Genomic DNA, 13,560 nt, shown 5'->3' on the forward strand with positions numbered 1-13,560 from the left:
ACCGAGGCCCCATGTCCAGAACCGCCGCCAGCCTGCTCATCGTCGCTCTTCTGGCCGGGTGCTCGACCCTGCCCCGCGACGGGCCGTCCGGCCGCAACGTGGTTCAAGGCTCGTCCTCCCCGGAACGGGCGGGCGACTACGCGCTCGTCGATCTGGACTTCGCGCTGAGCGAACGACTGAAGGCTGCGCCCCCGCCGTCCTTCTCGAGCTTGGCGCTCGCCTCCAGTGAAGCGCCTACGGACGTGATCGGCGTCGGCGACACCCTTGCCATCAGCATCTTCGAACCGGGCGGCAGCCTGTTCGGCGGCGGCTCGTCACGCGACGGCGCCAGCAGCGGCAACCAGACCTTGCCGCCGTTGATGGTCAACCGAAACGGCTCCGTCCCGATCCCCTTCGCCGGCGAAGTACCCGTGCAAGGCCTGACCCCGTCGCAGGCCTCGGCGGTCGTGCGCCGCGCCCTGATCGGCAAGGTCGCCAATCCGCAGGTGATCGTCACCATCGCCGGCAACGCCTCCAACGCCGTCACCGTACTGGGCGACGTCCGCAACCCGGGTCGTCAACCTCTGTCGGCCAACAGCGACCGTATTCTCGACGTCATCGCCGCCGCCGGCGGCCCGTCGCGCTCGCTTCACGACATCGACGTGCGCATCCAGCGTGACGGCAAGGTCTATACGGCCCCCATGTCGATCGTCACGACCGAGTTCAACGAAAACGTGCGCCTGCAACGCGGCGATCAGGTCAACCTGGTCTATAAGCCCCGCCGCTTCAGCTCCTTCGGCGCCTTCAACGCCGTAGCGCGCAGCGAGTTGCCGCCCGGTCCGCTGACCCTGGCCGAGGCGCTCAGCGGCGTCGGCGGGCTGGATTCCAACATCGCCAACGCCCGCTCGGTGCTGGTCTTCCGTTTCGAACGCCCGGAAGTGGCCCAGGCGCTGGGCATCCAGCAGCCCGTCACCTCGCGCGGCGTGCCGGTAGTCTATCGCCTGAACCTGAACGAGGGCGAAGGCTTCTTCATCGCCAGCAATTTCCAGATGCAGTCAGACGACCTCATCTATACGCCGCGCGCTGGCGCGGCCGAGATGCGCAAATTCTTCGAAGTGGTCCAGAGCATCACCCGCGTCGTCTATGACGTCTCGGTCACCAGCACGCTGAACCTCAACTAGGCCGCCATGCTGGAACGCTTCAGCCGCGCCCTGTTCGGCTCTCCTGCCAAGGGCGCGGCCGAGGAGCGTGCGCTGGTCGTGCCGGCGATTGGTCATGAAGACCTGCTGGCTCAGGTTGCAGCCGTCGAAGCCGTCGCCTCCGAGGTCTACGCCCGCCATGGCCTGCCCGATCAGGCCGGTCAGTACCGCCGCCGAGGCGAGACGGGAGCGTGGGAACCGCTCGCTGGTGAGATGACCCCGGCGGAGAAATGGGCCCTTATCCAATCCACGCCTGCGGATTCAGGTTGGCGCTTCGCCTCGCTGGCAGGCGTCGGCGCCCGCTCGCCGGTCGCTGAAGTGCGGCAGGCCTCCGCCATTATGGCCGCCTGTGAGGGCCTGCGTCAGCGCCTGGCGGAACAGGCGCCCATATCGGCCCAGGATCTGGCCGACGCCATCCGCTTGGGCGCCGCGTGGCGACGGCTGACGACACCGGAAGCCATGGCCGACGATGAAATCGAGCCGCTACGCTTTCTGCCTGGCGAGAGCGAGATCTAGCCTCCCGCCTGCCCCGTAACCTGGGCGAGCAGCTCGAGCGAGCGCACGCGGGCCGCCGGATCCCAGATCTGGCTGGTCAGCATCAGCTCGTCCGCCCCGGTCTGGGCGATGAAGGCGTCGAGGGCGGCCTTGGCCGTCGCGGGCGCGCCCACCGCCGAACAGGCCAGGGCGGCGTCGATCATGCCGCGCGCCGCGCCGTCCAATCGTTCGTAATAACCCTCGACCGGCGGCGGCAGCTTGCCGGGGCGGCCGCTTCTCAGGTTGACGAAGGCCTGCTGGACCGAGGTGAACAGCAGGCGCGCCGCTTCATCCGTCTCGGCCACAAAGGCGTTGTAGCCCAGCATGACGTAGGGCTTCTCAAGATGCGGCGACGCACGGAAGGTCTGTCGATAGATATCGAGGGCCCGCATCATCTCGCCCGGCGCGAAATGACTGGCGAAGGCGTAGGGCAGCCCCAGGTGCGCCGCCAGCTGGGCGCCGTAGGTCGAGGAGCCGAGGATCCAGACCGGCACGGCCTGCCCTTCGCCCGGATTGGCGATGATGCGCTGATCCGGCGTCGCGGGCGCGAACCACTGCATCAGCTCCATCACGTCCTGAGGGAAGGCGTCGTGGTCGCCCTGAAGCGTGCGGCGCAGCGCCCGCGCCGTCGCCTGGTCCGATCCAGGCGCGCGGCCGAGGCCCAGGTCGATCCGGCCGGGGTGGAGCGCGTTCAGGGTGCCGAACTGCTCGGCGATGACCAGGGGGGCGTGGTTGGGCAGCATGACCCCGCCGGCGCCGACGCGGATGGTCTTAGTCGCCGCCGCCACCGCGCCGATGACGACCGAGGTCGCGGCGCTGGCGATGCCCGGCATGTTGTGGTGCTCGGCCAGCCAGAAACGATTATAGCCCAGCCGCTCGGCGTGGCGGGCCAGATCGATGGTGTTGGCGAGCGCCTGGCCCACGTCGGAGCCTTCCGGCACGGGGGCGAGGTCGAGAATGGACAGAGGGATCATCCGACCGATATGGGGCCGCTTTTCAACGACGCCATACCGGCCGTGACGATCAATCGTCTATGGGCGGGCGCTTACTGACCGGCGGGGCAGTCGCCGATGCGCTCGGCGGTCATGGTGACCTTGGTCTGGGCCATCTGCGGCGTCGGCGCCGGGTCCATCTTGGTCGTGACCTCGGTGACGTAGCGGCTGTTGAAGTCGCCGGTCACGCGGATGGTGGAATCCGCCTTCATATTGCCCGGCAGGGTGCAGGACGAGGCGGCGACCATGGCGTCGCCCTGACGCGCGAACGGCTGGGTCATACAGTCGGCGCCCGGCTGCTGGGCGCTGGCCGGGGCCTCCAGCTTGGCTTCCTTGATGCAGATTTCCTGCGGCGGCACGGCGGCGCCGCCCGGCATGCCTTCCATGACCGTGGACACGCGCCACAGGCCCGGCTTGGGCGCATCGAGCGTCGCCGGCGCGGCGGCCGTCGAGGCGGTCTCAGCCCCGTCAGCGGCCGGGGTTTCGGCCTTGTTGCTGTTTCCGCAGGCCGACAGACCCAGCAGGCAGGCGACGGCGACGCCGCCGATAATCGCTGAACGCATGGAGCGCTCCCCTCTCGTTAAGAACCGAGGGGACAACGCCGTTCTGGCTTAACGGTTCACGCGGATGTGAGATTCAGTCGAGGACGACGCCCGTGGTGCGCATGATCTCGGCGCGCAGCTCGGGCAGGCCGAAGCCCTTTTCCGAGGAAGTGACGGCAACGTGCGGATAGGCGGCCGGGCGCTTGGAGATGGCCTTCAGCGTCGCCGCCTGAACCTTCTCCGCCTCGCCCTTCTTCAGCTTGTCGGCCTTAGTCAGGACGATCTGATAGGAAACGGCCGACAGGTCGAGGGCGTTCAGCGCCTCGTCATCCACCTTCTTCAGCCCGTGACGGGCGTCGATCAGCAGATAGACGCGCTTCAGCGTCACCCGACCGCGCAGATAGTCGCGACCCAGATCCTGGAACTTCTTGACCGTGGTCTTGGACGCCTTGGCCCAGCCGTAACCCGGCAGGTCGACCAGACGCATCCGCCCGTCCAGGTCGAAGAAGTTGACCTCGCGCGTGCGGCCCGGCTCGTTCGAGGCCCTGGCCAGCTTGTGCATGCCGACCAGGCCGTTGATCAGGCTGGACTTGCCCACGTTGGAGCGCCCGGCGAAGGCGATCTCGGGCAGATCCGGGGTCGGCAGCTGCTCGATCTTGGCGCAGCCCAGGACGAAGCTGGCCTGGCGCGCGAACAGGACGCGCGCCGCCTCGACCTCGGCGTCGGAATATTCCCCGACCTTGGGCTCGTCAGAAGCGTCCAATCGATCAGGCCTTCTTGAAGCGGGCGAGGAAGGTGTCGATCGGGTTCTCGGCCTTGAAGCGGTGCATGATCACATACTGCTGGATGATCGACAGCACGTTGTTCCACGCCCAGTAGATCAGCAGGCCGGCCGCGAACGGGGCCATGATGAAGGTGAAGACGATCGGCATCAGGGCGAAGATCTGACGCTGCATCGGATCCTGCGCCGGCGGGTTCATCGCCATCTGCAGCCACATGGTGAAGCCATAGACCAGCGGCAGCACGCCCAGATGCAGCGGGCCGTTCAGAATGCCGCCCAGAAGCGGCAGGGTCGCCGGATCCCACGGAATGGCGCCGAACAGGTTCCACACCGTCGAAGGGTCGCGCGCCGACAGGTCGCGGATCCAGCCGAAGAAGGGCGCATGACGCATTTCGATGGTCACGAACAGCACCTTGTACAGGGCGTAGAAGACCGGGATCTGCACCACCATCGGCAGACAGCCCGCCAGCGGATTGATCTTCTCCCGCTGATACAGGGCCATCATCTCCTGCTGCTGCTTCTGCGGCTCGGAGCCGTGCTTCTTCTTGATCTCCTCCATCTTGGGCTGGAGGTTCCGCATCTTCGACAGGCTCTCGTAGGACTTGTTGGCCAGCGGGAAGAGGATCAGCTTGACCACCACCGTCAGGGCCAGGATGGCCAGGCCGAAGTTGCCCAGGACGCCGTAGAAGAACTCCACCACGGTGAAGATCGGGCGCGTCAGGAACCAAAACATGCCCCAGTCGATGGCGTAGACGAAACGCGGCAGGTTCAGCGACTGCTCATAGGCCTTCAGCACCTCGGCGCGCTTGGCGCCGGCGAACAGACGCTGGGTCTCTTCGATCTGGCGGCCCGGCTGGATGGTGTGGGTGGCGCCCAGCATGGCGGCTTCGTGGATGTTCATCCCCTGGGCGTCGCGCACCGAGAAGCGGCCCTCGATGGTCTCGTCCTGGGTGGGGATCAGGGCCGCCAGCCAGTATTTGTCGGTGATGCCCAGCCAGCCGCCGGTCGATTGGTTCTCGATGCGCGGCTTCTTGGCCCAGTCCTTGTACTTGACCTGTTCGGTCGAATAGCCGTCCCCGTCGCCGAAGGTGCCGATGGCGCCTTCGTGCAGGATCATCTGCTTGCCCAGGTCGACCGGAACGCCCTGGCGCTCGACGCGGCCGTAGGGGGCGATGGCGATGGCCTGGGTTCCCAGGTTGGCGACCGTGTCCTTGACCGTGAACATATACTGCTCGTCGATCGAGACAACGCGGGTGAAGCGCAGGCCCGAACCGTTGTCCCAGGTCAGTTCGACCGGGGTGGTCGGCGTCAGGGTAGAACCCTTGGTCAGGCGCCAGACGGTGTTGGGGCCAGGCACGCCGCCGGCGACATTCGGGCCGCTCCAGCCGAACTGGGCGAAATAGGCGTGCTCCATGCCCTGCGGGCGGAACAGCTCGACCGGCGGCGAATTCTTGTCCAGCGTTTCCTTGTAGTTCGTCAGGTACAGGTCGTCGATGCGCGCGCCCTGCAGCGACAGCGAACCCTTCAGGGTCGGGGTCTGGATCGGCACCCGCGCGACCGTGCCCAGAGCCTGGGCGCGGTCCTTGATGAAGACGCCCGGCGCGGCGCCCGACGGCGTCAGGCCGGCGTCGGCCGAGGCCTCGCGCGCCTTCTGCTGCTCGGCGGCGACGATCTGCGCCTGACGGCGGCTCTCGGCCTGCGGGCGCATCACCATGAAGTAGTAGACGCCCATGATCAGGGCCGCGCACACGAAGAAGATGATGGTGTTGCGCGAGTTCTCGTTCTGCATCGGGATCAGCGGTCCTGGTCGGCGGGGCGCGGGTCGGGGGCGGCGCGGTTCGATATCTGGGCGGGCGAAACGGCCCGGTCTCCCATATCGGGAGCCGCGCGCGGGGTTGCGAGCCTTGTAAGGGCCGATTTCACATCGTCAAGCAAGCGGTCCCAGTCGCGGTCCGCCGTGCCCATGCGGGCGATGAACACATAGTCGCAGCCAGCCCGCCCGTGCAGGGGCGTCAGCAGCCGGGCGGCCTCGCGCAGACGCCGCTTGGCGCGGTTGCGCACGACGGCGCCGCCGATCTTGCGGGTGGCGGTAAATCCCAGGCGCACCGAAGGGTCGCCGTCGCCGCGATCCAGTTGCTGGACCACCACGGCGCCGCGAGCCTGAGAAACGCCTTTGGCGGCCGCCAGAAACTGGGGCCGCCTCAACAGGCGATCGATTTTCATCAGATCGGTCATGCGCCCCGCCCTGAAGGGTAATGGGCGCGTGACGTCAGGCCGTCAGGCGCTTACGGCCTTTGGCGCGGCGACGCGCGACAATCTTTTGACCGTTCTTGGTGGCCATCCGCGAACGGAAGCCGTGACGGCGCTTGCGCACGAGTCGCGACGGCTGATAGGTCCGCTTCACGGTCGGCTCCGGGTTACTGGGGTTGGCGACAGACACAAGCGTCAGCCGCGAGAGAGGCGGGCGTATAAGCGGCGGCAGGACGAGAGTCAACGCCGAAGCGGCTTTTCCACATCGCCGACAGGGGCGCACGGCGTCTGGAAATACGCTAAGGATGTCAGGAAGAAGAGGACGGAGCGCGGCTTGGACCGGGTCAAAAGATTTCTGCCCCTGGCCCTGCTGCTGGCCGCCGTCGCCCTGATCTTCGGCATGGGCTGGAATCGCTACCTGTCGCTGGACACCCTGCGCGAGCATGGAACGGCGCTGGAGGCCCTGACCGCCCAGCACTATCTGCTGATGCTAGGCGCCCTGATGCTGATCTTCGCCCTGCTGACGGCCAGCGTAGTGCCGGGCGTGGTCTTCATCACCGTGACGGCGGGCTATCTGTTCGGGCCGTGGGTCGGCGGCGTCGCCACCGCCTTCGCCGCCACCGTCGGCGCCCTGGCCGTCTATTATGTGGGACGCACCGCCCTGGGCGATTCCCTGCGCCGCCGCGCCGCCGCCGATACGGGCCTGCTGAACAAGGTCTGCGCCGGGGTGGACAAGAACACCTTCTGGTATGTGCTGGTCGCGCGCCTGGTCGTCACCGTGCCCTTCCACATGATCAATGTGGCGGCGGGCGTGATGGCCGCGCCGCTGCGGCCCTATGTCGTCGCCACCTTCATCGGCCTGTTGCCCGCGCACACCATCTATTGCTGGATCGGCGACAGCCTGCACGACGTTCTGGTCACGGACCCGAATCCTGACATTCGGAGCCTGTTCGCGGAATTCTTCTGGCCTCTGATGGGGGTAGCCTTCCTGTCCATGCTGCTGCCCCTGCTGCTCAAGCTGGCCCAGAAGCTGCGCGCCCGCCCCCGCATGGAGGCGTCATGACGGAACGCGAGGCCCTTCCGACCGACGTGCAGACGCCCCTGCCCCCCGCGACGGCCGCCAGGCCGCCTGCGACCCGGCCCGCCCCGTGGAACGTCCTGCGCCAGCGGCTGCAGCCCCGCGCGCCCGACGGCCTGTCCAGCCGCCTGCTACTGCTGACCGTCGCCTTCACCCTGGCGGTCGCCGCCCTGATCATCGTGCCCAGCGCCGCCTCCTTCCAGGAGCGGTGGCTGATGGACCGGCTTCAGGCGGCTGAGCTGGCCTCGGTCGGGGTCGAGGCCCTGCCCTATTCCGCCGTCGAGGACTCCACCGCCGAACAGTTGCTGAGCATCGGCGGGGTGCAGTCGGTCGTCATCGGCGAACAGGGGGTGCGGCGCCTGCTGCTGCAAGCCCCCAACCTGCCGCGCGCGCCCGAACTGATCGACCTGCGCCAACGCAACGTCGGGGCGCGGCTGCTGGACCCGTGGAAGACCCTGTTCGGCCACCCCGACCGTTCGCTGCGGGTGCAGGCGGCGCCGCGCTATCGCTCGGGCGATCTGGTCGAGATCCTGGCCCCGGCCCAGCCGCTGAAGAAGGAGCTGGAGGGCTTCCTGGTCAACAGCCTGATGATGTCGCTGCTGATCGCGGCGGTGGCGGGCGGCCTGCTCTACGCCTCCCTGTCGATGCTGGTGCTGCAGCCCCTGCGCCGCGTCACCCGCTCGATCGAGCGTTTCGCCGCCAATCCGGAAAGCCCGGCCGAAACGCCCTCGGACCGTCAGGACGAGATCGGCCGGGTCGAGCGCGAACTGGCCCGGATGCAGGAGGAGGTGCGTCAGTCCCTGCGCTCGCGCGCCCGCCTGGCGGCGCTGGGCGAGGCGGTGGCCAAGATCAACCACGACCTGCGCAACATGCTGACCTCGGCCCAGATGGCGTCCGAGCGGCTGTCGACCTCGTCCGATCCTCTGGTGGCGACGGCCCTGCCCCGGCTGGAGCGGGCGCTGGACCGGGCCTCGACCCTGGCGCGCAATGTCCTAGCCTATGGCAAGACCGAGGAGCCCGCGCCCCAGCTTCAGAAGATGCTGCTGGCCCGCGCCGTGGCCGCCGCCGCCGAGGACGCGGGTCTGGAGCCGGACGGCGTGCGGCTGGTGCGCGACCTGCCCCCCCGCTTCACCGTCAACGCCGACCCGGACCAACTTCATCGCATCCTGGTCAATCTGATGCGCAACGCCCGCCAGGCCATCGAGGCGGCGCCGGAAAGCCACGCCGCAGGCAAGGGCAAGGGCTCGATCACGGTCAGCGCCGAGGCCCGCGACGGCATGGCCGCCATCGGCGTGCGCGACGACGGCCCCGGCATCCCGCCGCGTCTGGCCGATCGCCTGTTCGAACCCTTCGTCAGCGGCGGCGGGGCCGACGGCACGGGCCTGGGCCTGACCATTTCGCGCGAGCTGGCGGCCAATCACGGCGGCGCCCTGACGCTGCTGGACACCGGGCCGCAGGGCACGCGTTTCGAGCTTCTGCTGCCCCTGTAGGACGCCGCACGGCAGCCTTACGCCGCGCCAGACGTTGTTTCCTTTGAAAGCCGAAAGCGCCAAGCTTGCGGTCTTTCGTATCCTCCCCTGCAAGGAGAGCCCCATGACCCGCCCACTGTCCTCGCAAACCCGCCCCATCCGTCCTCTGGCGGCGCTGATGCTGACCACGGCCCTGGCCGTCTCGCTGACGGTCGGCTCGGCCTACGCCCAGAGCCAGAGCCGCCCGCAACCGGCGCCGAAAGATCCCGTGGCCGAAATGCTGCTGTCCAAGGGCGAGCGCTATCATCGCGCGCCGGATTCGGCTCAAGACCCCGACGAGCTGCGCCAGACCCAGGCCCTGAACGCAGAGATCGTGGCCCAGAACGACCTGGCCGAAAACGAAGACCGCGCCAATCAGTCCGCCCAGGCCGAGGCCCAGCGCCGCTGGCAGGCCGAGGTGGATCAGACCGAGGCCCAGGCGCGCGCCGACCGCGAACGTCACGAGGCGGACCTGCGCGCCGCCGACGAGGCCCAGGCCCGCTATGAACGCGACATGGCCGACTGGCGCGCCACCGCCGCCGCCTGCCAGCGCGGCGACACGGCGCGCTGCAACGCAGGCCGCAAGACGCCGAACTGAGGCTTCAGACAGGCAAAGGGCGCCGCCGACCTGCGTCGGGGCGCCCTTTTTCTCGCTTGCCGCTGGACCGGATCAGGCCTCTGCGGATTCCGTGCGGCGCTTCATCATGTTGTCGAAGCTGTCCCAGACGCCGTCGGCGCCGTGCCAGGCGCCTTGCGTGGCGGCCTTGGAGTATTCAGTGGCGCGCGCCTCGAAGAAGTTGGCGTGCTCCACGCCCGACAGCAGGGCCTGCAGCCACGGCAGCGGATTCTCGGTCACGCCATAGACTTCCGGCAGGTGCAGCTGGCGCAGGCGCCAGTCGGCGATGAAGCGGATATAGGCCTTGATGTCGTCCGGCGTCATGCCGTTCACCGGGCCCATTTCGAAGGCCAGGTCGATGAACTTGTCCTCCATCTCGATCACCGTCTTGCAGCAGTCGACGATGTCGTCGGCCACGGCCTTGGTGACGGCGCCCGTCTCCTTGTTGAAGGCGTGGTACAGCTTGATGATGCCTTCGCAGTGCAGGCTCTCGTCGCGCACCGACCAGGACACGATCTGGCCCATGCCCTTCATCTTGGACTGGCGCGGGAAGTTCATCAGCATGGCGAAGCTGGCGAACAGCTGCAGCCCTTCGGAGAAGCCCCCGAACATGGCCAGGGTCCGGCAGATGTCGGCGTCGGTATCGACCCCGAACTGACCCATGAAGTCATGCTTGTCGCGCATGGCCTCGTATTCCATGAAAGCCCCGAACTCGCTCTCGGGCATGCCGATGGTCTCGAGCAGCAGGGCGTAGGCCGCGATATGGATGGTCTCCATATTGGCGAAGGACGCCAGCATCATCTTCACTTCGGTCGGTTTGAACACCCGGCCGTAGCGCTCCATGTAGTTGTCCTGGACCTCGATGTCCGCCTGGGTGAAGAAGCGGAAAATCTGCGTCAGCAGATTGCGTTCGCTGTCGGTCAGGTTGGCGGCCCAGTCCTTGACGTCCTCGCCCATCGGGACTTCCTCGGGCATCCAGTGGACCTGCTGCTGCTTCTTCCACATGTCGAAGGCCCACGGATAGCGGAAGGGCTTGTAGGCGGCCGAGGGGGTCAGCAGGCCGGGCGTGCCGGGACGAATGATCGTGGCGGGAGCGTTCATCGAAGAAGACCTGAGGCGAATCCGGAGAAGGTGCGTTCACCATGCGTCCACCGACGCGCGGGGACAAGGGAAGATGCGCATATCTAGCGATCACTTTTCACTCGACCGCTAGATATGGTGTTTCCATGACAGGAAACTGGGGAGGAAGATGGGGATGGTTTTCACGCTTTACGGCGCCGCCGGTTCGGGCTCGACCCCGGTCGAGGCGACGCTGCGGCTGATCGGACTGGACTATCAGGTCATCGAGGCTCCGACCTGGGAGGGCGAGGCCGAACGGGACAAGGTGGCGCAGGTCAATCCGATGCGCCAGGTGCCGGCCCTGGTCACGCCGGGCGGCGAGGTGATCACCGAAAGCGCCGCCATCCTGATCTGGCTGGCCGATTCCCACCCGCGGGCGCGGCTCTCGCCGGCCCTGGACGATCCGCGCCGGGCGCAGTTCCTGCGCTGGATGAGTTTCATCCCCGCCTCCATCTATTCGATGTTCTGGGTGCGCGACGAACCATCCCGTCTCGGCGGCGACAATCCCCAGGCCCAGACCGAGATCCAGCGACGCACCGTCGAGCGCATCGCCGACTGCTGGCGGATGATGGACGCCCAGATCACGTCCGGCCGCTTCCTGCTGGGCGAGGAGATGACGGTGCTGGACCTCTACGTCGCCGTCGCCAGCCGCTGGACGCCGCAGCGTCGCCGCTTCTACGCCGAGGCGCCGGGCATGGCCGAGGTCGTGCGCCGCGTCGACGCCCTGCCCGCGCTCCAGGCGTTCTGGGCCGAGCGGTTTCCGTTCGACGAGGGCTGGGAAGGCTAGGCCGCCAGACGCGCGTGCGCCGCGCGGAACGCCTGGTCCACGGCGGCGTAGAGCCGTTCATGGGTGATCGGCTTGGCCAGATGGCCGTCCATGCCCGCGCCGAGACAGCGCACGGCGTCCTCAGGCATGGCGTCGGCCGTCACCGCCAGCACCGCCGCCAGCGATGAAGCCGAACCGCCGCTGCGAATCATCTGCGTCGCCTCCAGCCCGTTCAGGCGCGGCATCCTCACGTCCATCAGGATCAGGTCGAACGCCTCGGCCGATGCCTGTTCGACGGCCTGTAGCCCATCCGCCGCATCGACTACCCGGCACCCGGCCGCCTCCATCATGATCCGCAACATCAGGCGGTTGGTCGGATGGTCGTCCACCACGAGAACGCGCGTGACCTGCCCGTCGGAGGACGCCGCCGCCGCCGCCTCCGCCGCACCGTCGCTCTCGCCCGCCCCCGCGCCCGCGCCCGCGCCCGCGCCCGCGTCCAGTCGCACGGTCAGAATGAATACCGAGCCCTGCTCCGACGTTTCGCCCAGAACCACGTCTCCACCCATGGCGCGGGCGTGGCGACGCGCGGCGGGCAGGCCCAGCCCCGCCCCCCCGTGCCGCCGGTTCAGGGAATCGTCGCCCAGTTGGAATAGGTCGAACAGCGCCGGCTCCAGGTCCGGTGCGATTCCCGGCCCCGTGTCCCGCACCGTCAGGGTCAGGCTTTCGGCGTCCAGTCGGGCCTCCAGCTCGATCCGGCCTCTCTCGGTGAACTTGACCGCATTGGACAGAAGATGCCTCAGGGCCGAGGCCAGCCGACGCGGATCGCCCATGCGCAAGGCCATGTCCGGCGCGTCCAGCTTCAGCTCGAACGCCACCCCCTTGGCGCGGGCGGCGACCGCCACCGGGGCGCAAAGGTCGCGGATCAGGCCTGTCGCATCGAAGGGTTCGGCCCGCACCGCATCATCCCCGGCCGAGGCGTCCAGAACATCCTCGACCAGTCGCCGCATCTCCTCCCCCGCCTGGCGAACCGCCTCGACGTAGGTCTGCGCCTCCTCCGGCAGGTCGTCGCGCTGAGACAACAGGTCGGCGTAGCCGCTAACGCCGTTCAGCGGGGTGCGCATCTCATGGCTCATAACCGCCAGGAACCGCGCCTTAGCGGCGGCGGCGGCCTCAGCCCGCCGCCGTTGCTTCAAGGCCAGGGCGGTGCGCCGCGCCAGCCGCGCGACGCTGGCCCGACGCTCCGCCATCAGGGCGCTGAGCGGCAGGGAGGTCAGGACCAGCACCATCAGGAAGACATGGTACAGCGGCATCTGCCGCAGCCGCTGGGGCAGGTGGGCCAGGGCCGCGACCTCCGCCACCGGCGCGGCGGCGACGGGACCGTATCCCTCCAGCGTCAGAATGCAGCTGATCCCGACAGACACCAGGATCGTCGCGGCCATCCACGGCGGCGACAGGCGATAGGCCGCCAGCATCAGCGGCGGAAAGATGAGAAACAGCAGCGAACTCGGCTGACTGAAAACCCAGAAGACCATCGCCGCCGCCAGCCCGGCCATGCCCAGCGCGAGCCAGGGGGCGGTCGCCTCGTCGCGGAACCTTCGGGCCCGCGCCAGGAACAACAGATTGGGCGTGACGATCAGCAAGCCCAGCGTCTCCATCATGAACAGGTGCGTCCAGATAAAAGCCGTCAGTTCCGGCGCATAGTCGCGCAGCCACGCCGCCAGCAGGCAGGAAAGGGTAGTGGTCAGGAACACCGCCGGCGCGACGGCGCCCAAGGCGAAACACAGGAAGCGGCGCGGGCGCCGCAGATCCAGCGCCGCGCCGCACAGTCGGCGCGCCAGCACGCCCGCGATCAAGACCTGGCCCAGATTCAGCAGGGGGTTCAGCCACACGAAGGGCTGGGAATCCCCTCTCAACACCGTGCTGACCAGGTTCAATCCGAGGCAGATCAGCAGGGTCGCCGCCGCCTTGCGTCGAGGAAGCAGCAGATAGGCCGCCAGAAGCACGCCGTTGGCGGGCCAGACAATCACGGCGCTGTAGGTCGCCGCGCTCCATTGGCCGATCAGCAGGCACAGGACGAACAGGACGACATAGGCCGCCGCCGGAGGGCCGGCCTCGCGGCCGGCCGCATGACGAAACATCCGCCAGCGTGCCTGCATTGCTGTCTTCACCCTCCCCGGTTCGTCGCCAGCTTCTCCC

14 protein-coding genes are annotated in these 13,560 nt (G+C 68.0%); 6 read left to right on the plus strand and 8 right to left on the minus strand.

The genetic code is table 11. The annotated features are described in order from the left end of the window. Nucleotides 1-11 precede the first annotated feature (11 nt). Both ABC419_RS16215 and ABC419_RS16220 read left to right on the plus strand, forming a co-directional pair. Nucleotides 12-1,160: a polysaccharide biosynthesis/export family protein gene (locus ABC419_RS16215; RefSeq protein WP_412876778.1), complete on the plus strand. Its 1,149-nt coding sequence runs from the start codon at nucleotides 12-14 to the stop codon at nucleotides 1,158-1,160. 6 nt (nucleotides 1,161-1,166) lie between these two features. Beyond that, complete coding sequence (locus ABC419_RS16220) at nucleotides 1,167-1,694, plus strand: hypothetical protein (RefSeq protein ID WP_412876777.1); 528 nt, start codon at nucleotides 1,167-1,169, stop codon at nucleotides 1,692-1,694. On the opposite strand, the gene ABC419_RS16225 is transcribed toward ABC419_RS16220, so the two are convergent. The 6 genes from ABC419_RS16225 to rpmH all read right to left on the minus strand — a co-directional run bounded on the left by ABC419_RS16225 (nucleotide 1,691) and on the right by rpmH (nucleotide 6,431). Further along, nucleotides 1,691-2,686: an LLM class flavin-dependent oxidoreductase gene (locus tag ABC419_RS16225; protein ID WP_412876776.1), complete on the minus strand. Its 996-nt coding sequence runs from the start codon at nucleotides 2,684-2,686 to the stop codon at nucleotides 1,691-1,693. The genes ABC419_RS16220 and ABC419_RS16225 overlap by 4 nt on opposite strands. A gap of 71 nt (nucleotides 2,687-2,757) precedes the next feature. Next, entirely contained in the window at nucleotides 2,758-3,267 is a 510-nt protein-coding gene (locus ABC419_RS16230) for a DUF3617 domain-containing protein (protein ID WP_412876775.1), read from the minus strand. A gap of 73 nt (nucleotides 3,268-3,340) precedes the next feature. After that, nucleotides 3,341-4,009: a ribosome biogenesis GTP-binding protein YihA/YsxC gene (gene yihA / locus ABC419_RS16235; RefSeq protein ID WP_125899343.1), complete on the minus strand. Its 669-nt coding sequence runs from the start codon at nucleotides 4,007-4,009 to the stop codon at nucleotides 3,341-3,343. 4 nt (nucleotides 4,010-4,013) lie between these two features. Beyond that, on the minus strand, nucleotides 4,014-5,816 hold the full coding sequence (gene yidC, locus ABC419_RS16240) for a membrane protein insertase YidC (RefSeq protein WP_200216498.1): 1,803 nt from the start codon (nucleotides 5,814-5,816) through the stop codon (nucleotides 4,014-4,016). A gap of 5 nt (nucleotides 5,817-5,821) precedes the next feature. Continuing rightward, the gene (gene rnpA / locus ABC419_RS16245; protein ID WP_125899345.1) at nucleotides 5,822-6,262 is read right to left on the minus strand and encodes a ribonuclease P protein component; all 441 of its coding nucleotides are present in this window, start codon (nucleotides 6,260-6,262) and stop codon (nucleotides 5,822-5,824) included. 34 nt (nucleotides 6,263-6,296) lie between these two features. Beyond that, complete coding sequence (gene rpmH, locus ABC419_RS16250) at nucleotides 6,297-6,431, minus strand: 50S ribosomal protein L34 (RefSeq protein ID WP_003164000.1); 135 nt, start codon at nucleotides 6,429-6,431, stop codon at nucleotides 6,297-6,299. A 180-nt stretch (nucleotides 6,432-6,611) separates the two neighbouring features. Between rpmH and ABC419_RS16255 the strand changes: the two genes are divergently transcribed. The 3 genes from ABC419_RS16255 (at nucleotide 6,612) to ABC419_RS16265 (ending at nucleotide 9,461) form a co-directional block, all read left to right on the plus strand. Continuing rightward, nucleotides 6,612-7,340 (plus strand): TVP38/TMEM64 family protein, encoded by a 729-nt coding sequence (locus tag ABC419_RS16255; RefSeq protein ID WP_125899346.1) that lies wholly within the window; start codon nucleotides 6,612-6,614, stop codon nucleotides 7,338-7,340. After that, a complete protein-coding gene (locus ABC419_RS16260) occupies nucleotides 7,337-8,845 on the plus strand; it encodes a sensor histidine kinase (RefSeq protein ID WP_412876774.1) in 1,509 nt (502 codons plus the stop codon). The genes ABC419_RS16255 and ABC419_RS16260 overlap by 4 nt, the downstream gene beginning before the upstream one ends. 103 nt (nucleotides 8,846-8,948) lie before the next feature. Next, nucleotides 8,949-9,461, plus strand: coding sequence for a cell wall hydrolase (locus ABC419_RS16265; RefSeq protein ID WP_234288820.1), 513 nt, complete (start codon nucleotides 8,949-8,951; stop codon nucleotides 9,459-9,461). 72 nt (nucleotides 9,462-9,533) lie between these two features. Here the strand turns inward: ABC419_RS16265 and ABC419_RS16270 are convergent, their stop codons facing one another. After that, nucleotides 9,534-10,580: a ribonucleotide-diphosphate reductase subunit beta gene (locus ABC419_RS16270; protein WP_087140422.1), complete on the minus strand. Its 1,047-nt coding sequence runs from the start codon at nucleotides 10,578-10,580 to the stop codon at nucleotides 9,534-9,536. 148 nt (nucleotides 10,581-10,728) lie between these two features. Here ABC419_RS16270 and ABC419_RS16275 point away from each other — a divergent pair, with 148 nt between their 5' ends. Further along, the gene (locus tag ABC419_RS16275) at nucleotides 10,729-11,385 is read left to right on the plus strand and encodes a glutathione S-transferase family protein (RefSeq protein ID WP_412876773.1); all 657 of its coding nucleotides are present in this window, start codon (nucleotides 10,729-10,731) and stop codon (nucleotides 11,383-11,385) included. Here the strand turns inward: ABC419_RS16275 and ABC419_RS16280 are convergent. Continuing rightward, complete coding sequence (locus ABC419_RS16280) at nucleotides 11,382-13,520, minus strand: hybrid sensor histidine kinase/response regulator (RefSeq protein WP_412876772.1); 2,139 nt, start codon at nucleotides 13,518-13,520, stop codon at nucleotides 11,382-11,384. The two genes, ABC419_RS16275 and ABC419_RS16280, sit on opposite strands and share 4 nt — an antisense overlap. Nucleotides 13,521-13,560 lie beyond the last annotated feature (40 nt).

This window comes from Brevundimonas phoenicis (assembly GCF_047237745.1).
In the GTDB taxonomy this organism is placed as follows: Bacteria; Pseudomonadota; Alphaproteobacteria; order Caulobacterales; family Caulobacteraceae; genus Brevundimonas.